Source organism: Chromobacterium vaccinii, assembly GCF_001855275.1.
In the GTDB taxonomy this organism is placed as follows: domain Bacteria; phylum Pseudomonadota; class Gammaproteobacteria; order Burkholderiales; family Chromobacteriaceae; genus Chromobacterium; species Chromobacterium vaccinii.
On the sequence record NZ_CP017707.1, the window covers coordinates 2,909,994 to 2,933,658 of the forward strand.

Here is a 23,665-nt window from a genome sequence, read left to right on the forward strand (position 1 = left end):
TGCAAGCGCGCGCGCAACACCTGCCGCCCCTGCGCTAGAAAATGAGAATTGTTTGTATTATCATTTCCAATATGAAATCCTCCGCTATCCTGCAATATTCCGCCCTCGGCGGCGTGCTGGCCGCGCACGCGCTAGCATTGACGCTGCTGAACGGCATGCCCGCGAGCGAGCAGACCGTCACCCCGCCCCAGGCGCTGCGGATGGAGATGATTTCGCTGGCGCCGGCCGACAAGCCCGCGGCCGCGCCCAAGTCCGCCCCCGCGCCCGAGCCGGTCAAGCCGCAGCTCAAGCCTCAATCCAAGCCCACGCCGAGCAAGCCTGCCGTCCAGCCCAAGCCGGACCTGCAGCCGGTGAAGACCCAGGCAGACGCGCCCGCCCCCGCCAAGGCGATCAGCGTGGCCCCGGCCGCGCCGGCTCCCGCCGCGGAAGCGCCTAAAAACGCCGGCGGCGGCAAGACCGAAGGCCGCGACCTGCCCGTCACCGAACCGCAATCCCGCGGCGGCTACCTGAACAACCCGGCCCCGGCCTACCCGACGGTGTCCCGCGAGGAAGGCGAGGAAGGCACGGTGCGCCTGCGCGTCCACGTCAGCGCCCAGGGCCTGCCGCAGGATGTGTCGGTGCAGAGCAGCAGCGGCTTCCCGCGGCTGGACCGCGCCGCGCTGGCCGCCGTCAAGCGTTGGCGCTTCATCCCGGCCAAGCGCGGCGGCGAGGCCATCGCCTATCCCTTCATCGTGCCCATAGAATTCTCACTCAAGTCTGCCAATACATGAACGTACTGTCCGTATTCCAACAAGGTGACGCCGTGCTGATCGCGGTGTTCATGATCCTGATCCTGATGTCGGTGCTCACCTGGTACCTGATCATCGTCCGCGGCGTGCAGACCCTGCGCCTGCGCCGCGCCAACCGCGAGGCGGAAAACGCGCTGTGGGGCGCGGCCGACTGGCGCCAGGCTGAAACCAGCCTGCAGCATAGCCAGGGCCAGTTCGCCAACCTGGCCCGCGCCGGCCTCGCCGCGCTGAAGCAATACCAGAGCCAGGCCGGCCGCGCGCTGGGCCAGGCCTGCGGCGTCGACGAATTCCTCACCCGCGCCATCCGCAAGGTGCTGTCGCAGGAGATGGCCCGCCAGGAAGCCGGCCTGACCGTGCTGGCCTCGATCGGCTCCACCGCCCCCTTCGTCGGCCTGTTCGGCACCGTGTGGGGCATCTACCATGCGCTGGTCAACATCGGCCAGGCCGGCCAGATGAGCATAGGCGCGGTCGCCGGCCCGATCGGCGAGGCGCTGGTGGCCACCGCCGCCGGCCTGGCCGCCGCCATCCCGGCGGTGCTGGCCTACAACGCGCTCACCCGCGCCCAGCGCGTGATGTCGCAGGAACTGGACTACTTCGCCCATGACCTGCACGCCCAGTTGCTGACCCAATCCGGAGAAAGCCATGGCGTTCGGTAGTTTCAACCAGGGCCCGGCCGCGCCGATGGCCGAGCCCAACACCACGCCGCTGGTCGACGTGATGCTGGTGCTGCTGGTGGTGTTCATTATCACCACGCCGCTGCTGACCAACGCGGTCAAGGTGGACCTGCCGCGCGCGCAGGCCGCCGAGCACCAGGACAAGCCCGAGCAGATCCGCCTGGTGGTGGACGCCGCCGGCAAGCTGTTCTGGGACGACAAGCCGGTGGCCGAGGCCGATCTCCCCGCCCGTTTCGCCGCCGCCTCCGCCGCCAACCCGGAGGTTGAGCTGCACCTGTCGGCCGACAAGGCGGTGCGTTACGAGACCGTGGCCAAGGCGCTGGCCGCCGCCCAGAAGAACGGCGTCGGCAAGATAGGCTTCGTCACCGCCGCGCAATAGGCCCATCCCGAGATCCGCCCCGCCCCCGCCCGGGAAGCGGGGCTTTTTCATCTCTGCGCGCCGGACGACCCCTCCGGCCGAGGCCCCGCCCTCTGGCCCCCGCCCCGGCTGCATGGCACTATCTTCCGCGCAGCCATTCATCCATCCCGCCGCGCCCGGCGCGGCGACAGCAACGGTCCCACACGATGCCGCTCCGCTTTCCCCCACTCGCCCTGGCCGCCGCGCTCGCCTGCGCCGGCCAGGCCGCCTACGCCGCCCTGCAACCCGCAGCCGACGCGCCGCTGGCGCGCCGCTCCAACTCTGTCTGCCATCACCTCGCCGACAACAGCCTGGACTGCACCACGGAAAACCAGTTCACGATCCTGAAGCCGGCCGGCAAGGACCTGCTGTCGCGCATCGACTTCACCTATTCCGACACCGACAGCCTGGAAGTGCTGGACGGCGAAGTGCGCCAGCCGAACGGGCGCGTGGTCAAGCTGGACAAGTCGCAGGTGGAAACCCGCGCCGCGCCCAATCCCTACGCCGGCGTCAGCCGCGACAAGCAGACCTGGATCGCCTTCCCCGAGCTGGCGGTGGGCAGCGTGGTCAGCTACCGCGTCAAGCGCCACATGGCCTCGCCGCCGCTGAGCCGCGAGCTGCTGTACCGGCTGGACTTCGACGCCGAGCCCACCCGCAACGACAGCTTCCGCTTCGAACTGGACTCGCGGCGCCCGCTGCTGTGGCGCGGCGAGAAGATGGACGACTTCAAGATCGACGCCAGCGCCGACGGCAAACGCATCGTCGTCGAACAAAAAGCGCCCCGCTATTTGAACTTCACCAATGAATGGGACAACAGCGCGCTGCGCAGCTGGCCGCGGCTGAGCATCGCCAGCAGCGACTCGCCGCAAAGCCATTTCGGCGTCTACGCCGGGCGCTACAACCAGATCCTGGCCGCGCCGCTGCCGCCGGCCGCCGCCGCCGAAGTGGAGGCGCAGCGCGGCAAGCCCGCCGCCGAACAGGTCGCCGCCTTCATGCAGCACATCAACGGCCATTACCGCTATCTGAACGACCAGCGGCTGGCCGAGCGCGGCCTGGTGCCGTTCACGCTGGCCGAGATCGAACAGCACGGCTACGGCGACTGCAAGGACCTGGCCACGCTGCTGACCGCGATGCTGCGCGCGTCCGGCATCGCCGCCGAGCCCACGCTGGTATTCCGCGGCAACGACGCGCAGCGTCCGCTGCTGCCCGGCCTGGGCACCGTCAACCACATGATCGTCCGCGCCGTGGTGAACGGCAAAACCGAGTGGCTGGACCCGACCAACCCCTTCTTCGTCCCCGGCCGCATCATGCCTGACCTGCAGGACCGAACCAGCTACCGCATCGGCGGCGACGGCCTGGTGCGCGAGGAAGCGATCCCGATGCAGGCGGCGACGCTGACCAGCCGCAGCGAGCGCGTGGAAACCCTGCGCCGCGACGGCAGCGCCGCCATCGCCATCCGCGGCGAAGTCTCCGGCTGGCCGCTGGTGCAGCTGGCGATGCAGGACCGCTTCCAGGGACCGGCCAGCTCCGACCAGAGCCTGTGCCGCGCGGTCAACAAGCAGCCGCGGGAATGCAAGGTGGTCCGCCCCGCCACCGGCTTTCTGCAGCCGGCGCGCTACGCGGCGCGCATAGACAGCGTCGACCAGCGCGCGGTGGAGAAGATTTCCGGGCTTTATCTGTACGACCCCGGCCTGGAGCATGACTGGGATGGTTTCGCCAGCTATCTGGCCAACGGCAACCAGGCCGACGTCTACCTGGGCGACGCCGAAACCACCGAACGCGCGGTGACGCTGCGCGGCGCCCGCGCCATTCAGCCGCCATTCAGCTGCCAGGCCAGCTCGCGCTGGTACGACCTGTCGCTGGAGCAGCGGAAAACGCCGGACGGCATCCGCTACCAGTACCGGCAGACCCGCAAGGTGCGCTGGCTGAGCCATGACGAGATCGCCAGCCCCGAGTTCGTCCGCTTCAACGAAGCGGCGCGCGCCTGCGCGATTCAGGCACGGCAGATCATCAAGCTCTGAGCAAAAACGCAATCCGCACAAAGGACGGCCCCGGCCGTCCTTTTTCATGCCGTTTTAACAAGCAATTCCTTTAAAAACTGCCACGAAAATTCAATAGCGATCACATGCAAGCCTTGCTGCATGATGCGCATAGCATGACAATGACGGATTGGCAGCCATACTAAGATAGCAAGGTCATAGAGAAGCAAACCATGAAACAGACCTCAACAAGCCATGGCGGCGGCCGCGAAGTGCAGCTGGCGCCGCACGAACTGATCGTCACCAAGACCGACCCCACCGGCCACATCACTTACGCCAACCGCGTGTTCATGCGCATCGCCGGCTACGCCGAGCACCAGCTGCTGGGCAAGCCGCACAATCTGATCCGCCACCCGGACATGCCGCGCGGCGCCTACCGGCTGATGTGGCAGACGCTGCAGGCCGGCCACGAATTCTTCGCGCTGGTGAAGAACGCCACCCTGGACGGCGATTACTACTGGGTGCTGGCCAACGTCACCCCGGACTACGACCTCAGGGGCAAGCTGCAAGGCTATTACTCGGTGCGCCGTCCGCCCAGCCGCGCCGCCATCGCCGCCATCGAACCTATCTACGCCGAGATGCGCAAGATCGAGGCCGCCCACGGCAAGGCCGCCGCTCCGGACGCTTCGCGCGACTGGCTGCTGGCGCTGCTGGAAGAAAAAGGCTGCAGCTATCAGGACTTTGTCCTGGGGCTGAACGCCGACGTGCTGAAAGCCAAAGGAGTCGCAGGATGAGTTCGCCGCGCAAACCCACCCCCTTCCTGCGCTCCCACCTGGCCTGGATGCTGGGCGCCTTCAACTTGCTGGTGCTGCTGTCGATACTGGACGACTACCTGCTCCCCCCGCTGGCCCACCACGCGATCAGCGTGCTGCTGATGGCATCCACGCTGACCCTGTCCTGGTGGCTGTGGCAAAAGAGCGGCCACATCTTCCTGCTGCTCAACACCCTGACCCGCCAGCTGGGCCTGGCCTGCAGCGGCGAACTGCACCACCGCAGCACCCAAACCCGGCAGATGGGCGAGGTTGGCCAGGTGGCCTGGCAACTGAACGACTTCCTCGACCTGGTGGAAACCTACTTCAAGGAAATCAACACCTGCTTCCAGGAAATCAGCCAGGGCAACTTCAGCCGCCGGCCGCTGAGCCAGGGCCTGCCCGGCATCCTGGCCAGCTCGCTGGAAAGCGTCAACGCCGCCATCCAGTCGATGGCCGACAACGACGGCTTCGTGCGCCGCAACCGGCTGTCGTCCCAACTGGCGGCGCTGAACAATCCCCATCTGCGCCAGGACCTGGCCGGCAGCCAGCGCGATCTGGCCGCCATCAGCCAGGCGATGGACCAGGTCGCCGGCATCACCCGCGACAACGCCGCCGGCGCCCGCGTCAGCCTGGACAGCGCCAACGAGCTGTCCGGCCACCTGGACACCATCGCCGGCAGCGTCAGCAGCATGGACACCGCCAGCCAGATGCTGGCCCAGGAATGGCAAGGCATCGAGACCTCGCTGGCCGACATCTCCGCCATCGCCGACCAGACCAACCTCTTGGCCCTGAACGCGGCGATCGAGGCCGCGCGCGCCGGCGAAACCGGACGCGGCTTCGCCGTGGTGGCCGACGAGGTGCGCAAGCTGGCCGAACGCAGCAAGAGCACCGCCAACCAGGTGCAGGGCGTGCTGGAGTCGTTGTCCAGCCGCATCGGCGACATGCAGGCCCAGGCCAGCGCCGCCGGCGGCGTGGCCGGCGAGGTGCAGTCCTCGGTGGACTCGTTCCGCCAGCGCTTCTCCAGCCTGGCCGAGCAATCCGACCTGGTGCTGCGGCAGGTCAGCGCGGTGCAGCAGAAATCGCAAACCTCGCTGCAGAAAGTGGGCCATGTGATCTACAAGCAGAGCGCCTACCACGCGATCGAGGAAGCGCAGGACGCGCCGCCTGCGCTGGAGCTGGAAACCTGGCTGGAGAGCGACGGCTCGGCGCTGTTCGGCAGCGCCGCCCAATCCCTGCGCCCGCCTCTGCTGCAACTGCGACAACAGGTGGACGCCGCGCTGCGCGCCGCCAGCCAGGACGGCCAGCTGGACGAGGCCGCCATCGTCTCCAGCATGCGGGCGGTGGAACAAGCCAGCCAGAAGCTGCAATCAGGCCTGGAGGAACTGGGCGGGCGGTGAGCCGCCGCCATCGATAGCGACAGCCGGGCGACGCCCGGCTTTTTTCATGCCCGCGCGCCGCAAGCCAAGCGTCAGTGCCGGCTGGGCAGCCGGTAGCGCAGCAGCCAGAAATGCTCGCGCCGCAGCAGGGCCATCTCGGCCGCGCCGTACGGCGCCAGCAGGATGCGGAACTCCGCCTCGGTCGGGAAATTCTTCAGCACCCGGCTCTCCCCGCCGTCGTGCAGCGGCCGGCGCTGGTAGCCGTTGCCGGCATCGTCGTACTCCATCACCGGAAACTGCCCGCCCTGAATCTCGCTGTTGTCCAGCAGGATCACCGTCGCGCCGGGCGCCAGACAGCCGTGCAGCGCCGCCAGCGCCGCCTCGCGCCGCTGGCGCGGCAGATGGGAAAACCACAGGCCGGCGAAGGCCGCGTCGAACGGCTCCGCCGGTTTGGGCAGCGCTTCGATCTCCGCCGCCGCGAACGCCACCCCGCCCACCCCGGGCCGCTGCCCGGCCAGCGCCAGCGCGCCGGGCGACACGTCCAGCGCCAGATAGGCGCGCGCCGCCGGCGCCAGATACTGCGTCCAGTAGCCGCTGCCGCAGGCCAGCTCCAGCACCCTGCGGCCGAAATACTGCTGCGGCAGCCAGCGCCGCAGCCAGGCCAGGTCCAGCGCCCGCTCCGGCTGCTCGTAAACCGTATCGTAGAACGCCACGCGCTCCGCGTAGCCGTCGTCATCCCGATTCATTCCCGCGTCCCTGCCATCAAACACTCAATCAGCATAACACGCTGGCGAGATGCTATTTCATCAACATCATTACGTAAATAATAAATGTATTTCATTATAAAAATCATATTTGAATACAGACTCTAGCCGTAATCGATAATTCATCCCGCCAAATGCCGCCTCAAAATCATGGCGTCAAACCTGTCCCTTCGATCCCCCGACGGGATGTTCCCAAAAAAAAAGCCCCTCCGGCAAAAACCGGCGGGGCGGGAGACAATCCAGTTCGATCTCGCGGCGGATGCCTCGCTCAGAAGAAGCCCAGCTTGTCCTCGCCGTAGCTGACCAGCAGGTTCTTGGTCTGCTGGTAATGCTCCAGCATCATCTTGTGCGTCTCGCGGCCGATGCCGGACTGCTTGTAGCCGCCGAATGCGGCGTGCGCCGGATAGGCGTGATAGCAGTTGGTCCATACCCGGCCGGCCTCGATGTGGCGGCCCATGAAGAAGGCGGTGTTCATGTCGCGCGTCCACACGCCGGCGCCAAGGCCGTACAGCGTGTCATTGGCGATCGCCAGCGCCTCGTCGCGATCCTTGAAAGTGGTGACCGACACCACCGGGCCGAAGATCTCCTCCTGGAAGATGCGCATCTTGTTGTGGCCGTGGAACACGGTGGGCTGGATGTAGAAGCCGCCGGCCAGATCGCCGTCCAGCTGCGCTCTCCCGCCGCCGGCCAGCAGCTTGGCGCCCTCGTCGCGGCCGATGGCCAGATAGCTCTGGATCTTGTCCATCTGCTCCTGCGACGCCTGCGCGCCTATCATCGTCGCCGGGTCCAGCGGGTTGCCCTGCTTGATCGCCGCCACGCGGGCCAGCGCCTTTTCCATGAAGCGGTCGTAGATGGATTCGTGGATCAGCGCGCGGCTGGGACAGGTGCACACCTCGCCCTGGTTCAGCGCGAACATCACAAAGCCCTCGATCGCCTTGTCGAGGAAGGCGTCATCCTTCGCGGCGACGTCGCCGAAGAAGATGTTCGGCGACTTGCCGCCCAGCTCCAGCGTCACCGGGATCAGGTTCTGGCTGGCGTACTGCATGATCAGCCGCCCGGTGCCGGTTTCGCCGGTGAAGGCGATCTTGGCGATGCGCTTGGAGCTGGCCAGCGGCTTGCCGGCCTCGACGCCGAAGCCGTTGACCACGTTGAGCACGCCCGGCGGCAGCAAGTCACCCACCAGCTCCATCAGCACCAGGATGGACAGCGGCGTCTGCTCGGCCGGCTTCAGCACCACGCAGTTGCCGGCGGCCAGCGCCGGCGCCAGCTTCCACGCCGCCATCAGGATTGGGAAGTTCCACGGGATGATCTGGCCGACCACGCCCAGCGGCTCGTGGAAATGGTAGGACACGGTGTTGGCGTCGATCTCGCCCAGGCTGCCTTCCTGCGCCCGCACGCAGGAAGCGAAATAGCGGAAGTGGTCGATCGCCAGCGGAATGTCGGCGGCGCGGGTCTCGCGGATCGGCTTGCCGTTGTCCCAGGTTTCCACCTCGGCCAGCAGGGCCAGGTTTGCCTCCATCCGGTCGGCGATCCTGTTCAGCACGATGGCGCGCTCGGTCACCGGCGTGTGGCCCCAGGCGTAGCGGGCGGCATGGGCGGCATCCAGCGCCAGCTCCACATCCTGCTCGTCCGAACGCGGGATCTCGCACAGCGGCTGGCCGGTGATAGGCGTCACGTTCTCGAAGTAGCGGCCATTGACCGGCGGCACCCAGCGCCCGCCGATGTAGTTGGCGTAACGCGATTTCAGTTCGAATCCTGGCTTGAGTTGCATGGCGGTCTCCTTGACGTTGTGGCTCCTGCAAACCGCTTGTTGCGCAAGTCCCATGCCAGCCATTATCCGCATTGCATGGCAACATCGCGCCGAGCCAGACCAGCCCAAGCGTTCGGCCTCCGCATGCCGCGGCGCAGCAAGCAACTGGAAAATCAGCCGCTTGCCAGCGTGGCGAAAGCGGCCATAATCGGCTGCATTCCCCACCGAAACTGTCGCGCATCGGCACAGCTGTCCCGCTGCCGCGCGACACCTCGCCGGAGCCGCGCATGACACCCACCGCCCGCTTGCCGCTGGACGAGATCCGCCGCCGCTTTTTCGCCGGCCAGCCGCTGCCCGGCCAGGCGTTGCCGCCATCCATCCTGCACTCCTGGCAGCGCTGCCAGGGCCTGGGCCTGTCCGCCGGCGGCCGCGGCGGCGACCGGCTGACCGACGGCGAGCTGCGCGACCGGCGAGAGGCCAGCGCCGACTGGCTGGAGCCGGCGCGGCCGGCGCTGGCCGGACTGTACGAGCAGGTGTCGGCCGGCGGCCTGGCGCTGGTGGTGGCCGACCGGAGAGGACTGGTGCTGGACCAGGCCGGGGACATCGGCTTTCTCGACAAGGCCGAGCGGCTGGCGCTGACGCCGGGCATGGACTGGAGCGAGGCCGCGCGCGGCACCAACGCCATCGGCACCGCGCTGGCCGCGGCCGACAGCGTGCTGGTGCGCGGCGCCGAGCACTATCTGGAGCGCAACCGGGCGCTCAACTGCGCCGCCAGCCCGCTGTTCGGCCCCCAGGGCCAATTGCTGGGCGCGCTGGACATCAGCGGCCCGGGCCGCAAGCTGGGCGACGCGCAGCGGCTGGCGCTGCTGGCCGCCCGCGGCCAGATCGAGGCCCGCCTGCTGGAAGACGCCGCGCGCCACGGCTGGCTGCTAACGCTGCACGCCGATCCGCGCTGGCTGGGCAGCCCGGCGGCCAGCCAACTGGTATTCGACGATGATGGCCGGCTGCTGGCGGCCAACCGCGCCGGCCTCGCATTCTGCGGGCTGGAGCCGGACGCCTGGCAGCCGCGCCATTTCGCCGCGCTGTTCGGCCAGAGCCTGGAACACTGGCTGGACCGCCATGGCCCGGCCGCCGGCCTGCTGGCGTTCGGCCACCACCGGCTGTCGGCCCGGCTGCGCCCGCCGCCGCTCCAGCTCCCCAAGTCAAGCGCGCCCGCCGGCGGCATGCCGCGCCCGCCCGCCGCGCCGGCGCTGGATGGTTTGCCGGACGGCTTGTTCTCCACCGCGCTGAAATTGCTGGAAGCGGACATTCCAGTGTTGATCCTGGGCGAAACCGGCACCGGCAAGGACAGGCTGGCCCGCGCGCTGCACGCCGCCGGCAGCCGCCGCGGCGCGGCCTTCGCCGCGGTCAACTGCGCGGCGATACCGGAAGGACTGATTGAGGCCGAGCTGTTCGGCTACCAGCCCGGCGCCTATACCGGCGCCAGCCGCCAGGGCAGCAAGGGAAGGCTGCGCGAAGCCGACGGCGGCGTGCTGTTTCTGGACGAGATCGGCGACATGCCGCTCAGCCTGCAGGCGCGGCTGCTCAGGGTGCTCCAGGAGCGCGAGGTGACGCCGCTGGGCGGCGGGCCGGCGCGGCGGCTGGACATCCGCCTGATCTGCGCCACCCACCGCGACCTGCGCGCGCGAGTGGACGACGGCGGCTTCCGCGCCGATCTCTACTACCGGCTATGCCATTACCCGCTCAGCCTGCCGCCGCTGCGCGAGCGCGGCGACGCGGCGGCCATCGCCCAAACGATGCTGGACGGCATGGGCGCCGCCCGGCGCGGCATTTCGCTGGCGCCGGAGCTGGCGCGGGCCATCCGCGGCTATCGCTGGCCAGGCAATCTGCGCGAGCTGGCCAACCTGCTGGCCACGCTGCTGGCGCTGGCCGACGACGGCGCCGCGCTGGGCGTCGAGCATCTGCCCGCCGCTCTGCGCGAGGAGATGGCGGCGCAGGGGCACGCGGTGGAGGACAGCGCCATCGCCGACCTGCTGCGCCGTTGCGGCGGCAACGCCAGCGCGGCGGCGCGGGCGCTGGGCATCAGCCGCTCCACCTTGTACCGGCGGCTGGGCAAGACGCCGCGGTAAGGCATCGCCGCCCGCCCCTGCGGCTTGACAGACAGCAGCGGGAGCGCGCGAAATCGCCAACCGGCTCAGCCGGCTTCCGCCATCAGCGCGGCGAACATTTCGCGTATCCAGCGCTGGCCAGGATGGCCATGATTGCGCGGATGCCACGCCATCGCCACATCGAAGCCGCGCACCGGAAACGGGCAGAGATGCACGTCCAGCGGCACGCGCGCCGCGGACACCAGCCGCTCCGGCATCAACGCGACGAAATCGGTCTGGGATACGATTTCCGGCACCAGCAGGAAAGACGCCACCGACAGCGCCACCCGGCGCGCCAGTCCCCGCTCGGCCAGGGCCACGTCCACCGCCGTGCCGAAATCGCCGCTGCCCAGCGACACCACCACATGCTCCTGCTCCAGATAGCGCGCCAGCGTGACCCCTTGCCGCCAGGCGGGATGATCCGGACGGCTAATCAACGCATAGCGGTCCTCGAACATCGCCTGGGTAAGCAGGCCTGGCGGCGCGCTCTCCTGGCTGATCAAGGCCAGGTCGACCTCGCCGCTTTCCATCTGCCGCTGCAGACGGACCGTCTCCAGATTCCGCACCGCTACCCGGATGCCCGGCGCCGCCACGCGCAACCGCCTGATCAGCGGGACCACCGCCACCGCCTGGGCATAGTCGGTGCACGCCAGTTGCAAGGTCATGCCGGCCGCCGCCGGATCGAAGTCCTGGTGCGTCATCATGGTTTCGCGCACCTGCCGCAGCGAGGCTTGCAATGGCGCCAGCAACTGCTCCGCCTTGGCGGTCGGCCGCATGCCGCGCTGCGCCGGAAGCAACAGCGGATCGCCGAACAGATCGCGCAGCCGCGCCAGTTGGGCGCTGACCGCGGGCTGGCTCAAGTGCAGCCGCTCCGCGGCGCGGGTGACGTTGCGCTCCTCCAGCAGCGCTTCCAGCGTTTGCAACAGGTTCAAATCCAGGCGTCTGGTATCCATGTATTCAATGGCTAGCGAGAAATCTATCGATTTCACTTATTTATCATGCCCGGACAGACTATGGCCATCTCAAACCGATGACGCCGGAGCCATTCATGAGCCGCACCGTCCTGCTGGTCTACGCCCAGCCCGAGCCCACCTCGCTGACCCGCAGCTTCGTCGACGCCGCCGTCGACGCCTTTACCCGCCAGGGCCACCGCGTGCTGCAATCCGACCTCTACGGCATGCGTTGGAAAGCGGTGCTGGACGCCGACGACTTCCCGCAACGCGCCGATCCGCAGCGGCTGTCCTTCATCGAAGAATCCGGCCATGCCTACGCCAGCGGCGCGCAGCCGCCAGACGTGGCCGAGGAGCAGCGCAAGCTGCTGGCCGCCGACGCGGTGATCTTTCTATTTCCATTGTGGTGGTATGGCGTACCGGCCATTCTGAAAGGCTGGTTCGAACGGGTATACGCCTATGGCTTCGGCTATGGCTATCAGGGCCAGGGCAACCGGCTGCGCTACGGCGACGGCGCGCTGAAGGGCAAGCGCGCGCTGCTGGCCGCGATGGTCGGCGGCGGCGAAAAGGATTACGGTCCGCGCGGCATCAATGGGCCGTTGAAGGAACTGCTGTTCCCGGTGGCCCACGGCTGCCTGTTCTACCCCGGCATGGACGTGCTGCCTCTGCACGCGGTGTATGGCGTCAACCGCCTCAGCCGCGAGGAGACCGCGCGGCAGCTGGATGGCTGGCGGCAGCGCTTGGCCGGGCTGTTCGACGAAGCGCCGATTCCGTTCCGCAGCCAGAACGGCGGCGATTATCCGAATGGCCATCAGCTGGCGGCACACGTCGCGCCGGGCGTCGAGGGCATCTGGGCGCATGTGGCCGCGCCGCGCCGCCATGCGCCGCAGCCGCCAGCCGCGGAGCGTGCCGGGCAATAAAAAACGGCGAGGAGACATGCTCCCCGCCGTTTTTGGCTTGCCGATTCAATCAGAAGCCGAAAGCCGCCAATTCCTCCGCGGTCAGATGCCGCCACTCGCCCGCCGGCAGATCGCCCAAGACAATCGCTCCCAGGCTTTCGCGGTGCAGCGCCTCGACGCGGTTGCTGGCCGCCGCCACCATGCGCTTCACCTGATGGTACTTGCCTTCGGTGATGGTCAGCACAATGGTGTGGGCGTCGATCTGTTCGACGCTGTCGGCGGCGAACTCGCGCGCTTCGTCGTTGAGGTAGACGCCGCTCTGCAGCTTGGCGATCAGCTCCGGCGTCGCCTCGTGCTTCAGCGTGGCGCGGTAAACCTTGGGCACCAGCTTCTTCGGCGAGGAGAGCGCGTGGATGAACTGGCCGTCGTTGGACAGCAGGATCAGGCCGGTGGTGTCCACGTCCAGGCGTCCCACCGCGCTGATGTCCAGATTGGAAAACTGGTCCGGCAGCAGCCGGTAGATGCTGGGGTGGCAGTTCGGCTTGTGCGAGGTTTCGTAATTGGCCGGCTTGTGCAGCAAGAGATATAGCGGTCCGCGCACCACCGGCCACGGCTCGTCGTCCACCGTCAGGCTGGCGATGTCAGCCAGCTCGAACTGGGCCCGGTAGTTGTCCACCACCTCGCCGTTCACTTCCACCAGCCCGTATTCGATCAGCTGGCGGCATTCCTTGCGGCCGCCGAAGCCTTGTTGTTGCAACAGTCGATAGAGTTCCATGGCCGGATGGTAGCACGCGCGCCGCGCGCCTGCCCGGCTTGCCTGCGGCGGCGCATGACGCCATAGTCATCGGGAGCGGACTGAACGAAAGACCCGGGCATGCCCTTCCCGAAATACGCGCTGCACAGCCTGGGCTGGATGCGCTATCAGCGGCGGCGCATCCAGCGCGCGGCGCTGTTCAGCGCATTGCTGTTCGCGCCGGCGGCGGCGCTGACCCTGGCCGGCCACGGCGCCGGCGTGTTCCTGTTCGCGCTGGCCGCCAACTACAGCGCGCTGTGCATGATGCTGGCGCGCCGGCTGCAGCCGCTGTCGCTGCTGGCGATACCCGGGCTCTACCTCGCCGGCCGCCTATGCGCCGGCCACCCTGCGGTCATGCTGGCCCTGCTGGCGGCGGGCCTGGCGCTGCAGGCGCTGAGCGCGCGCCGCGGCCTGCACAAGGGCGTGCAGTTCTGGCTGTTCGCGCTGCTGCTGGGAAACATGACGCCGGCGGCGGCGATTCCGCCGTGGCAGGAGGCCGCCTGGATGCTCGCCGGCGCCGGCTACGGCGGCGCGCTGGCCCGATTGGGGCTGCGGGACTGGTTCCGCGTGCTGCCGGCTGCCTCGTCCGCCGACGCGCGGCGCTACGCCTGGCATCTGCTGCCCTGGGGCATCCTCGCCTGGCTGGCCGGCGGCTGGATGCGGGGCGCGCACGCGTGGTGGCTGCCGATCGCCGCCGTCGCCATTCCCGACCCGTCGCCGGACCAGATGCTGTGGCTGGCGCGCGAACGCACGATAGGCACGCTGGCCGGCGCGCTGCTCAGCGGCCTGCTGTACTGGTCGCTGCGCGCGCTGGACGCGCCGCCCTTGTGGCACGTGCTGGCGCTGGCGCTGCTACAGATGGCGATGCTGATCGCGATGCGGCACAGCTTCCGCGTCTTCGTCGCGCTGCTGACCGCGCTGGTGCTGTCCCTGCTGCCGCCCGGCCAGCTGGCCAGCGGCGCGCTGGAACGGGTGGAGGACACCCTGGTCGCCGCGCTGCTGTTCGCCGCGCTGGCGTGGTTCCTGCGGCAACGCGCTCCGGCCGCACCGGACGGCAAGGGCTGAAGCCGGCTTCCGCCGCCTCGCTCGGCTAGCCCCCCGCGTCCGAGCGCTGATCCTCGCCCCGCAAATTCCCGCGCGCGCGCTCCAGCGCCTGCTCCGGGGTCCGGTCGCCCGCCCCGGCCAGGCACAGGCCCGCCCGCAACGCGAGGTAGGCGCCGTCGGGCAGGCCGGCCTCAATCAAGCCGGCGCTCAGCCGCTCGCGGATCCGCGCCAGCACCACCTGCGCCTCGGCCTCGCCGGTCTCGGGCAGCAACAGGCCGAACTCCTGCGGCGACAGGCGGCCGGCGACGTCGCTTTCCCGGATCGCGGCGGCGATGGACTGGGCGGCGATGCGCATCAGCATCTGGCTCACCAGCTGGCCGTAGGATTTGTTCAGCCGGCATAGATCGTCCACCTCCAGCAGCACCGCGGCCAGCGGCTTGCCCTGGCGCAAGGCCAGTTGCATGCATTTGGCGCCGACGTCGAAGAACATCTGGCGGTTGAACAGGCTGGAGGCCTCGTCCGACACCACGATGCGGTACAGGGCCTCGCTGCGGATATGGCGCGCGGTGGTGTCCTGTTGCAGCGCCGCGAAATGGCTGAGCTCGCCGCTCTCGTCGAACAGCGGCAGCAGATGCAAGCGGGCCCAGTACGGGGTGCCGGAGCGGTGGTAGTTGAGCAGCTCCACCGTGGTCTGCCTGCCGTCGCGCAGCGCGGCGCTCAGCTGCAGCAGCGCGGCGGGATCGGTCAGCGGCCCCTGCAGCACGCGCGGCGAGCGCCCCAGCAGCTCGCTGGCGTCGTAGCCGCTCATCCGGCACATCGCCGGATTGACGTAGACGATGATGGGGCCCGGCGGCTGCAGCGGCGCCACCTCTGTCACCATCACCGCGTCATGGGCGTGGTCGACTATCTGGCGGAACAGATTGAGTTGGAATGGCATGGCGGCGGCCCGCGTCGATTGGCGTCATGCTTTATTGATAGCAGCGCCGGCCGGCTCCGGCATCGCGCCGGCTTGTTTATATTATGAGAATCATCTGAACTGCCGGGAGACGGCATGCGCTATCCGGATTCGCACAAGGCCCAGACCCGCCGGCGCATCGTGGCGATCGCCGCGCTGCGCTTTCGCGCCGAAGGACTGGCCGGCGTCGGCATCGCCAACCTGATGGCCGACCTGGGTCTGACCCACGGCGGCTTCTACGCCCACTTTTCCGGCAAGGACGAACTGGTGGCCGCCGCCTGCGGCGAAGCGCAAAAGCAGATGGCGGAACAATGGCGGCCGCTGCTGGAAAACAGCGCGGACGGAGGATGCCTGGCCGCGCTGGCCGACCACTACCTGAGCCCCGCCCACCGCGACTTCCCCGACTCCGGCTGCGCGGCGGCGGCGCTGGCGGGCGAGATCGCGCGCCAGGACGCCGGCGTGCGCCGCGCGTTCGCCGCCGGCCTCGGCCCGCTGCTGGCGCAACTGGAAGACGCCAGGCTCAGGGACGGCGCGGGGCCATCGCCCGAGGCCAGCCTGGCGATGATGGTGGGGGCGCTGCTGCTGGCGCGGGCGGTGCCGGACGCCGAACTGTCGCAGCGGTTTCTGGACGAGGCGCGCGCCGCGCTGCGCGCTCAGGGCGAGTAGGCGCGCGGCTGCAAACAGGCTTCGCGGGTTTCCTGCAGCAAGCGGTCGAAGTCGCCGCTGTCCTGCAAGACCTTCAGGCCGCGGTTGAAGCGCTCCACCAGTTCCTTGCCCTGCGCGTGCTTGCGCCAGATCACCACATGCAGCGGCGCCGACCAGAACGAACGGTTCTGCGCCTCCAGCTGCGCGCCCTGGGCCGGCGGGAAATGATGGGCGATCAGGTAACGGCCCACTTCCAGATCGATGGGAAACAGATCGATGCGGCCGGCCAACAGCTTGCGCAGGTTGACCAGGTCGTCCGGCGCGCTGTCCACCGCCAAGATTCCGTTCTTGGCCTGGGCGTCGAAATCGTCGGAATAGTAGTTGCCGACGGTGATGCCGACGCGGGCGCCCCTGAGCTCGGCCCAGCGGCTCCAGTCCAGCTTGTGGCTCTTGCGCTGATAGAACACCATTCGCGCCGACAACACCGGCAAAGTGTACAGCAGGTCGCGCTTGCGCTCCGCGGTCGGCGCCCAGCCGAAGCTGCCGTCCACCTGGCCGTTGCGGGCCGACTGCAGCGTGCGGTTGTTGGGGTAATAGCGGAAGGCGACATCGACGCCGCCGCGGGCGAAGGCTTCCTTCACCAGCCGCGACAGAATGCCGTCGTAAGGCAGTTCCTGGCCCATGTACGGCGGCCATTCCTGATTGGAGAGAGTGATTTTGAGGCGTTGGGCAGCCTCAACCGGAGCCGCCAGCAGCGCGGCCCAGCTCAGGATACCCAGCGCCAAGCCGTGGTATCGCATCGTATTCCCGATCTTGCAAAATGCCCGGAGCCGTCCTTGTTTTATATGCTGCGGACAGTCTCCAGGCGAGCATAACCGTCAATGCGATATGCATCAATGCGAACCTTTTCGGTGCAATTCACACCGAGCCCGGTTTAGCGGCCTTTCGGCGGGCTGAACAGCGCGGGCTTCGACCCGGACGGCTTGGCGGCGCGACCGCCCTGGCCGGCGCCCTGACCCTGGCGCGGACCGCCGTTGCGGCCATGGCCGGCCGGCTTGCTTTCGGTCTGGTGGCGCGGCTTGGCCGGCGCGTTGCGCGACTGGCCCTGCCCCTGGCCGCGGTGTTGGCCTTGCCCCTGGCCGCCCCGTCCACCTTGGCCTTGTCCGCGGCCGCGCGCGCCGCCGCCCATCGGAATCGGCTCCGGCTTGACGTTGAGATCGGCCTCGAAGCCCGGCACCGTGAAGCGCTCGATCGACATCTTGATCAGCTTCTCGATGTCGCGCAGGAAGCTGAACTCGTCGACGCACACCAGCGACAGCGCTTCGCCCGGGGTGCCTGCGCGGCCGGTGCGGCCGATGCGGTGCACGTAGTCTTCCGATACGTTGGGCAGCTCGAAGTTGACCACGTGCGGCAGCTGGTCGATGTCCAGGCCGCGCGCGGCGATATCGGTGGCGACCAGCACCTGCAGCTCGCCGCTCTTGAAATCGGCCAAGGCGCGGGTGCGCGCGTTCTGGCTCTTGTTGCCGTGGATCGCCGCGGCCGGGATGCCGATCTTGTCCAGCTTCTCAGCCAGGCGGTTGGCACCGTGCTTGGTGCGGGTGAACACCAGCACCTGGAACCAATTCTGCTCGCGGATGAGGTGGATCAACAGATCGGTCTTCTTATCCCGGTCAACCAGGTGTACCTTCTGGGTCACCAGCTCGTTGGTGGTGTTGCGGCGCGCCACTTCCACCAGCTTGGGATTGTCCAGCAGCTTGTCGGCCAGCGTCTTGATCTCATCGGAGAAGGTGGCCGAGAACAGCAGGTTCTGACGCTTGGCCGGCAGCTTGGCCAGCACCTTCTTGATGTCGTGGATGAAGCCCATGTCCAGCATGCGGTCGGCTTCGTCCAATACCAGGATCTCGACGCCGGACAGGTCGACGGTTTTCTGGCCGACGTGGTCCAGCAGGCGGCCCGGCGTCGCCACCAGGATGTCCACCGGCGCGCGCAGCGCCTTGATCTGCGGATTGATGTTGACGCCGCCGAACATCACCAGCGACTTCAACGGCAGGTATTTGCTGTAAGTGCGCACCGACTCTTCCACCTGGGCGGCCAGCTCGCGGGTGGGGGTCAGCACCAGCGCGCGCGGACGGCCGGCATGATGGCTGGGCGAGCGCATCAAGAGCTGCAGCAGCGGCAGCGTGAAGCCCGCGGTCTTGCCGGTGCCGGTTTGGGCTGCGGCCAACAGGTCGCCGCCTTGCAGCACCTGCGGGATGGCCTGAGCCTGAATCGGAGTGGGCGTGGTATAACCGGTATCGGCGACAGCGCGCAGCAAAGGGTCGGCCAGGCCTAGGTCGGCGAAGGTAAGATCGGACATAATATGCTCCTGCGACGGCCTATCGCAGAACTGCGACCAATCCAGGCTGACGGGAAAAAGAAGTTGAACTCGGATGAGAAAGGCGCGCGGGACTGGTACTCGCGCGAAGCGTCGCAGTGTACAGCCAATCGCCGGCATTGGGAACTCGCCGCCGCGAATGGCTGCAGGAAGCCGATGACGCCGCAGCGTACGGCAAACCGGCTCGCTATAATACGTCGTATTCAAGGATAGATTATGCCCGTAGCCCCATCTCGGCTGATAGGCTTGTTTTTGCTGCTGCCCACACTGGCCATGGCCGCCAAGGGCGGCCATGGCCATGCCGGCGGAGAAGGCGTCCCGCCGGCGCCGCCAGCCGCCGTCTTGCCGCCGGTGGCCACCGACTTCCACTGCGACCAACCCGCCAATATGGTGGAAAGCATGGTGTGCCAGGACGATGGCCTGACCCGGCTCGACAACCGGCTGGAGAAAGTTTACGCCCAGGCCCTGAGCCAAGCCGAGCAAAGCCGCAGCGGCGCGCAGGCCAAGCTGATCGCAGAACAGAAGCGCTGGGTGAAAAGCCTGAGGGACTGCATGAAGGACGAAGATCCCCACATGTGCCTGGGGGACACCTACATCCTGCGCATCACCCAGCTGCAAGCCACCTGGAACCTGGCCCAATCGCTGACGCCGTTGCGCTACCTGTGCCGCGGCCAGCCCGGCGCCACCATCCTCGCCACGTTCTACCGCACCCACCCCGCCACCGCCAAGCTGGAGCGCGGCAACGCGCTGGTGATCGTCCACCAGGGGCTCAGCGGCAGCGGCTCGCGTTATCAGGGCCAGGGCGTAGAGTTCTGGATCAAGGGCCGCGACGCCAGCGTCAACTGGCGCGGCGAATCTCTGGAATGCACCAGCCAGCCCTCGCCTTGACGCCGGCCGGCGGTTAGAATCGGACGCCCTGCCGCAATGTCGCGCCGGGCGAACCCGATTCAGCGAAGATCCCCATGGCCCTGACCGCCACCATATACAAAGCCACCCTGACGCTGTCCGACATGGACCGCGGCTATTACGCCACCCACCCGCTGACGCTGGCCCAGCATCCGTCGGAAACCCTGGAACGGATGATGCTGCGCATCGCCGCCTTCGCGCTCAACGCCAGCGAGACGCTGGCCTTCACGCGCGGCCTGTGCGCCGACGACGAGCCGGAGCTGTGGCAGAAGAATTACGCCGACGAGATCGAGCTGTGGGTGGACCTGGGCGAACCGGACGAGAAGCGGCTGAAGAAAGCCTGCTCCCGCTCCGAGCGCGTGGTGCTGTACAGCTACGGCGGCCGCGCCAGCGAAGTGTGGTGGGGGCAGAACGAGGGCAAGCTCGCTCGCCTGGACAAGCTGGAAGTGTTCCGCATCGACTTCGACGCGCTGCAGTCGCTGGCCGCGCTCGCCACGCGCAGCATGCAGCTGACCGCCACCATCCAGGACGGCCAGCTGTGGCTCAGCTGCGGCGATCAGACCATCCTGCTGGAGCCGATGCGGCTGAAGTGACGCGCCAGCCAAGCGCCCAGGCGCCGCAGCAGATTGGAACGGGCAGGCTGGCAATGGCGGCCGGCTCTCATGCCCGCCAGCAGCCGGCGCTGGCGCAGCGTCTGTTCGCCGTCTTTTCTCGCGGGCAGGCGGCTGAGGATCGCCACGCCGGATGCCTCGCGGCAGCTGCGGCGCAGCGCGGTTCTGACGGGTATGGCCATCCAACGTTTCTCCATGCGGCGGAATCACCCGTCCATGCTAGGCGGCCACGGCTCAATTTCCGGCAAAAATCGCCCGCCTCCGCATAAACAAAACCTAAATCTCCATCCTGCGATATGCTGTTCCACGTGAAACCCGCCAAGGAACAGCCCGATGCTCGCCCTCCGCCCGGCCCATGCCGACGACGCGCCCGCCATCGCCGCTCTGCACACCGCCAGCTGGCGCGCGAGCTACCGCGGCATCCTGCCGGACGATTATCTGGACCAGCGCGCCGCTGACGAAAGGCTGGCCTTGTGGCGCAGCCGCTTCGACGCGGCCTCTCCGCCCTGGGTGCGGCTGGCCTGCTGGAATGGCGAGCCGGTCGGCTTCGTCTGCCTGCTGCCAGAGGAAGCCCCCGAGCTGGGCGTCTACCTGGACAATCTGCACGTGCTGCCCGGCCAGCAAGGGCGCGGCATCGGACGCGCGCTAATGGCCGCCGCCGCGGCCGAGGCCTCGCGGATCGCGCCCGGCCGGCCGCTCTATCTATGGGTGTACGAGCGCAATGCCGACGCCTGCGCCGTCTACGGCAAGCTGGGCGGCGAAGTGATGGAGCGCCGCGAGGTGGACACCCCGGCCGGCACCCGCGCCGCCGCGCTGCGCTACAGCTGGGCCGATCCCGCGCGCCTGATCGCCGGCAAGGCTTGAGCGGCGGCAACACGCATCGCCGCCGCGGCCTTACAATATCCCCATGCCCACTCTCAAATACCTGCCGCACTACCCGTCCGCCCTGGTGCAACAGGCGCAGGCGCTGTTCGATTCCGGCGAGCTCGGCGCCTTGCTGCGCAGCAAGTACCCGGACGACCACGACGTGCAGACCGATAAGGCGCTGTACCAGTTCGTCTCCGCGCTGAAGCAGCGCCACCTGAAAAACGCGCCGCTGCCGGCCAAGGTGCTGTACGACAACCAGCAGCATCCGCTCAAGGGCACGCTGGGCACCAATACCACCATCTCCCGAGTGCAGGGAGGCCGGCTGAAGAGCAAGAGCGAGATCCGCATCGCGTCGCTGTTCCGCGAGCTGCCGCTGCCCTTCCTGCAGATGATCGTCGTGCACGAGCTCGCCCACCTGAAAGTGCGCGATCACGACAAGGCCTTCTACCAGCTGTGCTGCCACATGCAGCCCGACTACCACCAGCTGGAGTTCGACCTGCGGCTGTGGCTGAACTGGCGCGAGCAGCGGCTGGATTGAGCAGCCGCGCCATTTATGGCGCAAAAGAATAACAAAACAATTCATTATTATTTTTCAAGCTATTCCGGCCGCGCTACAGTCAGACCATCGTCTCCCGCGAGTCCGCCATGTTCGCCACCCTGCAGCCGTTCGACCTGATCATCCAGCCCGGCTGGAACAATTCCGGGCCGCGCCACTGGCAAAGCCACTGGCAGCGCCGATTAGGCGCCCGGCGCGTCGACAACGCCGACTGGACCCATCCCCTGCTGGACGACTGGCTGGACGGCCTGGACGCGGCGCTGGTGATCGCCCACAGCCTGGGCTGCATCGCGGTCGCCCACTACGCGCGCCAGCGCCCGGAGCGCATCGCCGGCGCGCTGCTGGTGGCGCCGGCCGACGTCGAGCGCGCCTTCGTGCCCGCCGAGCTGATGAATTTCGCCCCGGTGCCGCGCCAAGCGCTGCCGTTCCCGGCCAAGATCGTCGCCAGCAGCAACGACCCGTTCTGCAAGACCGCCCGCGCCGCGCGGCTGGCCGGCTACTGGCAGGCGCCGATCACCTGGCTGCAGCATGCCGGCCACATCAATGTCGACTCCGGGCACCAGCAGTGGGAAGAAGGCTGGCCGCTGCTGCGCCAGCTGGCCTGGCGCGCGCAGCGCCATCTCGAGTCCAGGACAGTCGCAACCGCGACCGGATGAGCTAGACTGATACCAGTCCGACTCCATGCCCAACCCGCCATGCCCCGCATTCCGCTATTCAGCCTCGCCCTGCTCGCCAGCTCCGTTCCCGCCGCCGCCGCGAATCTGTCCCGGATCGGCATTTCGGTCGGCGCGCTGGACAACCCCTTCTACCAGGCGCTGGCGCGCGGCGCGGTGCAGGCCGCCCACCGGCTCAACCCGGCGGTGCGCATCACCTCGCAGTCGGCCAATTTCACGCTGGAGCAGCAACAGGAACAGCTGCGCCGGCTGATCGCGCAGAAAGTGGACCTGATCTTGCTGGGCGCGGTGGACAGCCGCGCGGTGGCGCCGCTGGTGCGCCAGGCGCGCGCCGCAGGCATCACCGTGGTGGCGGTGGATGTCGACGCGCCCGACGTCGACGGTACCGTGAAGTCGGACAACCGCCAGGCCGGCGAGATCGTCTGCCGCTACCTGGCGCAGCGCCTGAACGGCCGCGGCACGCTGGTGGTCCAGGGCGGACCGCCCATCACCTCGGTCAGCGACCGCGCCGCCGGCTGCCACGCCGCGCTGGCCGCCTTCCCCCGCATCCGCGCGGTCGACGACGGCGTCAACGCCCAGGGCTCCAGCCTGGGCGGCCAGCGCGCGATGCAGCAGGCGCTGCTGCGCTGGCCCGATCTGGCCGCGGTGTTCGCCATCAACGACCGCCAGGCGCTGGGCGCCGAGAAAGCCTTGCGCGCGGCCGGCCGCAAGCAGGCGCTGATCGGCTCGGTGGACGGCTCGCCCGACATCGAACGCGCGCTGAAGCTGTCGGGCCAGATCGTCGCCTCCGCCAGCCAGTCTCCATACCTGATAGGCCGCGAAGCGGTGAAGCTGGGCGCCAGGCTGCGCGGCGGCGGTGCCACCACCCGCCAGGTGACCGTGCCGGTGGGGCTGGTCACCCGCGACAACCTCTCCCGCTACCAGGGCTGGCAGGCGGCGATGCCGGCCGGTGCCCAGCCCTGACCGCATGGGCTTTGACCTGGGCACCGGCCGGTGTCACACTGCCGGCTCGACATCCATTACCCGATCAAAGGATTTGCCATGTTTGCTTCCCGCTCGATCAAGGCCGGCATCGCCGCCCTGCTGCTGACCATGCCGCTGCTGGCTCACGCCGACGCCGCCCAGGAAGCCGGAGCCAAGGAACTGGCCGCCACCCTGAATCTAGACAATATGCTGCCGGAACTGGCGCAGCGCACCTCCGCCAGCGCGCTGCCGCTGTTGCAGGAGTACTTCGTCAAGAACAAGATCAAGCTGACCGAAGCCCAGCAGAAGAAAGCGCAAGCCGGCCTGAAGGGCTACGGCGACGGCATCCAGAAACTGGCCGCCGACTACTTCGGCTCCGCCGCGGTCAAGACCCAGTTCGAACAGACCGTGGTGAAGAACTTCAGCGCCCAGTTCACCGCCGACGATCTGAAACAGATCAACGCCTTCTACAAAACGCCGGCCGGCCAGAAGATGCTGAAGCAGCAGCCGCAAATCATCAACGGCATCGCCGGCGAAACGCTGAAGTCGGCCGAAAAGGCGTTGCTGCCCAAGATGCAGGCCTCCGCCGAAGCCTACGGCAAGACCGTCGCCAAGAAGTAATCCGTCCGCCTCAGACCAAGCCGGCGCGCGCGCTCCCGCGCAGCGCCGGCTTGGTCTTGTTCATCCCGCCAGACTCATCGCGCGTTCCGCCCCCCAGGGTCGCCCGCGCCGCCTCCGCCG

Annotated in this window: 25 protein-coding genes; 17 read left to right on the plus strand and 8 right to left on the minus strand. The window is 68.1% G+C overall.

What is annotated here, in order from left to right; genetic code table 11:
* The first annotated feature begins 71 nt into the window (after positions 1-71).
* The 6 genes from BKX93_RS13450 to BKX93_RS13475 all read left to right on the plus strand — a co-directional run bounded on the left by BKX93_RS13450 (position 72) and on the right by BKX93_RS13475 (position 6,047).
* A complete protein-coding gene (locus tag BKX93_RS13450; RefSeq protein ID WP_070980197.1) occupies positions 72-770 on the plus strand; it encodes an energy transducer TonB in 699 nt (232 codons plus the stop codon).
* Positions 767-1,444, plus strand: coding sequence for a MotA/TolQ/ExbB proton channel family protein (locus BKX93_RS13455; protein ID WP_046158958.1), 678 nt, complete (start codon positions 767-769; stop codon positions 1,442-1,444). Before BKX93_RS13450 ends, BKX93_RS13455 begins: the two co-directional genes overlap by 4 nt.
* Positions 1,431-1,841, plus strand: coding sequence for an ExbD/TolR family protein (locus BKX93_RS13460; protein ID WP_021475413.1), 411 nt, complete (start codon positions 1,431-1,433; stop codon positions 1,839-1,841). Before BKX93_RS13455 ends, BKX93_RS13460 begins: the two co-directional genes overlap by 14 nt.
* Positions 1,842-2,026: 185 nt before the next feature.
* Positions 2,027-3,880, plus strand: a complete 1,854-nt coding sequence (locus BKX93_RS13465) for a DUF3857 domain-containing transglutaminase family protein (protein WP_070980199.1) — start codon at positions 2,027-2,029, stop codon at positions 3,878-3,880.
* Between the two features lie 191 nt (positions 3,881-4,071).
* Complete coding sequence (locus BKX93_RS13470; RefSeq protein WP_046158956.1) at positions 4,072-4,632, plus strand: PAS domain-containing protein; 561 nt, start codon at positions 4,072-4,074, stop codon at positions 4,630-4,632.
* Complete coding sequence (locus BKX93_RS13475; protein ID WP_046167731.1) at positions 4,629-6,047, plus strand: methyl-accepting chemotaxis protein; 1,419 nt, start codon at positions 4,629-4,631, stop codon at positions 6,045-6,047. The genes BKX93_RS13470 and BKX93_RS13475 overlap by 4 nt, the downstream gene beginning before the upstream one ends.
* Positions 6,048-6,118: 71 nt before the next feature.
* On the opposite strand, the gene BKX93_RS13480 is transcribed toward BKX93_RS13475, so the two are convergent.
* Entirely contained in the window at positions 6,119-6,772 is a 654-nt protein-coding gene (locus tag BKX93_RS13480) for a class I SAM-dependent methyltransferase (protein ID WP_070980201.1), read from the minus strand.
* 286 nt (positions 6,773-7,058) lie between these two features.
* The gene (gene adh, locus BKX93_RS13485) at positions 7,059-8,561 is read right to left on the minus strand and encodes an aldehyde dehydrogenase (protein WP_046158953.1); all 1,503 of its coding nucleotides are present in this window, start codon (positions 8,559-8,561) and stop codon (positions 7,059-7,061) included.
* Positions 8,562-8,827: 266 nt separating this feature from the next.
* Here adh and BKX93_RS13490 point away from each other — a divergent pair, with 266 nt between their 5' ends.
* A complete protein-coding gene (locus tag BKX93_RS13490) occupies positions 8,828-10,669 on the plus strand; it encodes a sigma-54-dependent Fis family transcriptional regulator (protein ID WP_070980203.1) in 1,842 nt (613 codons plus the stop codon).
* A gap of 65 nt (positions 10,670-10,734) precedes the next feature.
* Here BKX93_RS13490 and BKX93_RS13495 read toward each other — a convergent pair whose 3' ends face one another.
* Positions 10,735-11,640: a LysR family transcriptional regulator gene (locus BKX93_RS13495; protein WP_070980205.1), complete on the minus strand. Its 906-nt coding sequence runs from the start codon at positions 11,638-11,640 to the stop codon at positions 10,735-10,737.
* Positions 11,641-11,735: 95 nt separating this feature from the next.
* Between BKX93_RS13495 and BKX93_RS13500 the strand changes: the two genes are divergently transcribed.
* Positions 11,736-12,557, plus strand: coding sequence for an NAD(P)H-dependent oxidoreductase (locus tag BKX93_RS13500; RefSeq protein ID WP_070981832.1), 822 nt, complete (start codon positions 11,736-11,738; stop codon positions 12,555-12,557).
* Positions 12,558-12,606: 49 nt separating this feature from the next.
* Here the strand turns inward: BKX93_RS13500 and BKX93_RS13505 are convergent, their stop codons facing one another.
* The gene (locus BKX93_RS13505; protein WP_070980207.1) at positions 12,607-13,311 is read right to left on the minus strand and encodes a pseudouridine synthase; all 705 of its coding nucleotides are present in this window, start codon (positions 13,309-13,311) and stop codon (positions 12,607-12,609) included.
* Between the two features lie 99 nt (positions 13,312-13,410).
* Here BKX93_RS13505 and BKX93_RS13510 point away from each other — a divergent pair, with 99 nt between their 5' ends.
* The gene (locus BKX93_RS13510) at positions 13,411-14,394 is read left to right on the plus strand and encodes an FUSC family protein (protein ID WP_046167727.1); all 984 of its coding nucleotides are present in this window, start codon (positions 13,411-13,413) and stop codon (positions 14,392-14,394) included.
* 25 nt (positions 14,395-14,419) lie between these two features.
* On the opposite strand, the gene BKX93_RS13515 is transcribed toward BKX93_RS13510, so the two are convergent.
* The gene (locus BKX93_RS13515; RefSeq protein ID WP_046158028.1) at positions 14,420-15,310 is read right to left on the minus strand and encodes a sensor domain-containing diguanylate cyclase; all 891 of its coding nucleotides are present in this window, start codon (positions 15,308-15,310) and stop codon (positions 14,420-14,422) included.
* 114 nt (positions 15,311-15,424) lie between these two features.
* Here BKX93_RS13515 and BKX93_RS13520 point away from each other — a divergent pair, with 114 nt between their 5' ends.
* Positions 15,425-15,994: a TetR/AcrR family transcriptional regulator gene (locus BKX93_RS13520; protein ID WP_070980209.1), complete on the plus strand. Its 570-nt coding sequence runs from the start codon at positions 15,425-15,427 to the stop codon at positions 15,992-15,994.
* On the opposite strand, the gene BKX93_RS13525 is transcribed toward BKX93_RS13520, so the two are convergent.
* Both BKX93_RS13525 and BKX93_RS13530 read right to left on the minus strand, forming a co-directional pair.
* Positions 15,982-16,773, minus strand: coding sequence for a substrate-binding periplasmic protein (locus BKX93_RS13525; protein ID WP_052717525.1), 792 nt, complete (start codon positions 16,771-16,773; stop codon positions 15,982-15,984). The two genes, BKX93_RS13520 and BKX93_RS13525, sit on opposite strands and share 13 nt — an antisense overlap.
* 134 nt (positions 16,774-16,907) lie before the next feature.
* Entirely contained in the window at positions 16,908-18,329 is a 1,422-nt protein-coding gene (locus tag BKX93_RS13530; RefSeq protein WP_046158026.1) for a DEAD/DEAH box helicase, read from the minus strand.
* Between the two features lie 234 nt (positions 18,330-18,563).
* Between BKX93_RS13530 and BKX93_RS13535 the strand changes: the two genes are divergently transcribed.
* Both BKX93_RS13535 and BKX93_RS13540 read left to right on the plus strand, forming a co-directional pair.
* Positions 18,564-19,235 (plus strand): MliC family protein, encoded by a 672-nt coding sequence (locus tag BKX93_RS13535; protein ID WP_083340550.1) that lies wholly within the window; start codon positions 18,564-18,566, stop codon positions 19,233-19,235.
* 74 nt (positions 19,236-19,309) lie between these two features.
* The gene (locus BKX93_RS13540; protein WP_021475672.1) at positions 19,310-19,846 is read left to right on the plus strand and encodes a YaeQ family protein; all 537 of its coding nucleotides are present in this window, start codon (positions 19,310-19,312) and stop codon (positions 19,844-19,846) included.
* Here the strand turns inward: BKX93_RS13540 and BKX93_RS13545 are convergent.
* Positions 19,810-20,046: a hypothetical protein gene (locus BKX93_RS13545; RefSeq protein WP_046158024.1), complete on the minus strand. Its 237-nt coding sequence runs from the start codon at positions 20,044-20,046 to the stop codon at positions 19,810-19,812. The two genes, BKX93_RS13540 and BKX93_RS13545, sit on opposite strands and share 37 nt — an antisense overlap.
* A gap of 151 nt (positions 20,047-20,197) precedes the next feature.
* Here BKX93_RS13545 and BKX93_RS13550 point away from each other — a divergent pair, with 151 nt between their 5' ends.
* The 5 genes from BKX93_RS13550 (at position 20,198) to BKX93_RS13570 (ending at position 23,545) form a co-directional block, all read left to right on the plus strand.
* Positions 20,198-20,728, plus strand: coding sequence for a GNAT family N-acetyltransferase (locus tag BKX93_RS13550; RefSeq protein WP_070980213.1), 531 nt, complete (start codon positions 20,198-20,200; stop codon positions 20,726-20,728).
* A 43-nt stretch (positions 20,729-20,771) separates the two neighbouring features.
* On the plus strand, positions 20,772-21,269 hold the full coding sequence (locus BKX93_RS13555) for a YgjP-like metallopeptidase domain-containing protein (protein ID WP_046158022.1): 498 nt from the start codon (positions 20,772-20,774) through the stop codon (positions 21,267-21,269).
* Positions 21,270-21,376: 107 nt separating this feature from the next.
* Positions 21,377-21,943, plus strand: a complete 567-nt coding sequence (locus BKX93_RS13560; RefSeq protein WP_070980215.1) for an alpha/beta hydrolase — start codon at positions 21,377-21,379, stop codon at positions 21,941-21,943.
* Between the two features lie 39 nt (positions 21,944-21,982).
* The gene (locus BKX93_RS13565) at positions 21,983-22,924 is read left to right on the plus strand and encodes a substrate-binding domain-containing protein (RefSeq protein WP_070980217.1); all 942 of its coding nucleotides are present in this window, start codon (positions 21,983-21,985) and stop codon (positions 22,922-22,924) included.
* 78 nt (positions 22,925-23,002) lie between these two features.
* Entirely contained in the window at positions 23,003-23,545 is a 543-nt protein-coding gene (locus BKX93_RS13570; protein ID WP_070980219.1) for a DUF2059 domain-containing protein, read from the plus strand.
* The last annotated feature ends 120 nt before the right edge of the window (positions 23,546-23,665 follow it).

Coding starts and splice junctions, on each gene's coding strand:
- BKX93_RS13540 (WP_021475672.1), top strand. CDS start 19,310: ATGGCCCTGACCGCCACCATATACAAAGCCACCCTGACGCTGTCCGAC.
- BKX93_RS13535 (WP_083340550.1), top strand. CDS start 18,564: ATGCCCGTAGCCCCATCTCGGCTGATAGGCTTGTTTTTGCTGCTGCCC.
- BKX93_RS13510 (WP_046167727.1), top strand. CDS start 13,411: ATGCCCTTCCCGAAATACGCGCTGCACAGCCTGGGCTGGATGCGCTAT.
- BKX93_RS13505 (WP_070980207.1), bottom strand. CDS start 13,311: ATGGAACTCTATCGACTGTTGCAACAACAAGGCTTCGGCGGCCGCAAG.
- BKX93_RS13480 (WP_070980201.1), bottom strand. CDS start 6,772: ATGAATCGGGATGACGACGGCTACGCGGAGCGCGTGGCGTTCTACGAT.
- BKX93_RS13450 (WP_070980197.1), top strand. CDS start 72: ATGAAATCCTCCGCTATCCTGCAATATTCCGCCCTCGGCGGCGTGCTG.
- BKX93_RS13525 (WP_052717525.1), bottom strand. CDS start 16,773: ATGCGATACCACGGCTTGGCGCTGGGTATCCTGAGCTGGGCCGCGCTG.
- BKX93_RS13515 (WP_046158028.1), bottom strand. CDS start 15,310: ATGCCATTCCAACTCAATCTGTTCCGCCAGATAGTCGACCACGCCCAT.
- BKX93_RS13565 (WP_070980217.1), top strand. CDS start 21,983: ATGCCCCGCATTCCGCTATTCAGCCTCGCCCTGCTCGCCAGCTCCGTT.
- BKX93_RS13555 (WP_046158022.1), top strand. CDS start 20,772: ATGCCCACTCTCAAATACCTGCCGCACTACCCGTCCGCCCTGGTGCAA.
- BKX93_RS13495 (WP_070980205.1), bottom strand. CDS start 11,640: ATGGATACCAGACGCCTGGATTTGAACCTGTTGCAAACGCTGGAAGCG.
- BKX93_RS13570 (WP_070980219.1), top strand. CDS start 23,003: ATGTTTGCTTCCCGCTCGATCAAGGCCGGCATCGCCGCCCTGCTGCTG.
- BKX93_RS13545 (WP_046158024.1), bottom strand. CDS start 20,046: ATGGCCATACCCGTCAGAACCGCGCTGCGCCGCAGCTGCCGCGAGGCA.
- BKX93_RS13520 (WP_070980209.1), top strand. CDS start 15,425: ATGCGCTATCCGGATTCGCACAAGGCCCAGACCCGCCGGCGCATCGTG.
- BKX93_RS13530 (WP_046158026.1), bottom strand. CDS start 18,329: ATGTCCGATCTTACCTTCGCCGACCTAGGCCTGGCCGACCCTTTGCTG.
- BKX93_RS13550 (WP_070980213.1), top strand. CDS start 20,198: ATGCTCGCCCTCCGCCCGGCCCATGCCGACGACGCGCCCGCCATCGCC.
- BKX93_RS13560 (WP_070980215.1), top strand. CDS start 21,377: ATGTTCGCCACCCTGCAGCCGTTCGACCTGATCATCCAGCCCGGCTGG.
- BKX93_RS13460 (WP_021475413.1), top strand. CDS start 1,431: ATGGCGTTCGGTAGTTTCAACCAGGGCCCGGCCGCGCCGATGGCCGAG.
- adh (WP_046158953.1), bottom strand. CDS start 8,561: ATGCAACTCAAGCCAGGATTCGAACTGAAATCGCGTTACGCCAACTAC.
- BKX93_RS13500 (WP_070981832.1), top strand. CDS start 11,736: ATGAGCCGCACCGTCCTGCTGGTCTACGCCCAGCCCGAGCCCACCTCG.
- BKX93_RS13455 (WP_046158958.1), top strand. CDS start 767: ATGAACGTACTGTCCGTATTCCAACAAGGTGACGCCGTGCTGATCGCG.
- BKX93_RS13475 (WP_046167731.1), top strand. CDS start 4,629: ATGAGTTCGCCGCGCAAACCCACCCCCTTCCTGCGCTCCCACCTGGCC.
- BKX93_RS13490 (WP_070980203.1), top strand. CDS start 8,828: ATGACACCCACCGCCCGCTTGCCGCTGGACGAGATCCGCCGCCGCTTT.
- BKX93_RS13465 (WP_070980199.1), top strand. CDS start 2,027: ATGCCGCTCCGCTTTCCCCCACTCGCCCTGGCCGCCGCGCTCGCCTGC.
- BKX93_RS13470 (WP_046158956.1), top strand. CDS start 4,072: ATGAAACAGACCTCAACAAGCCATGGCGGCGGCCGCGAAGTGCAGCTG.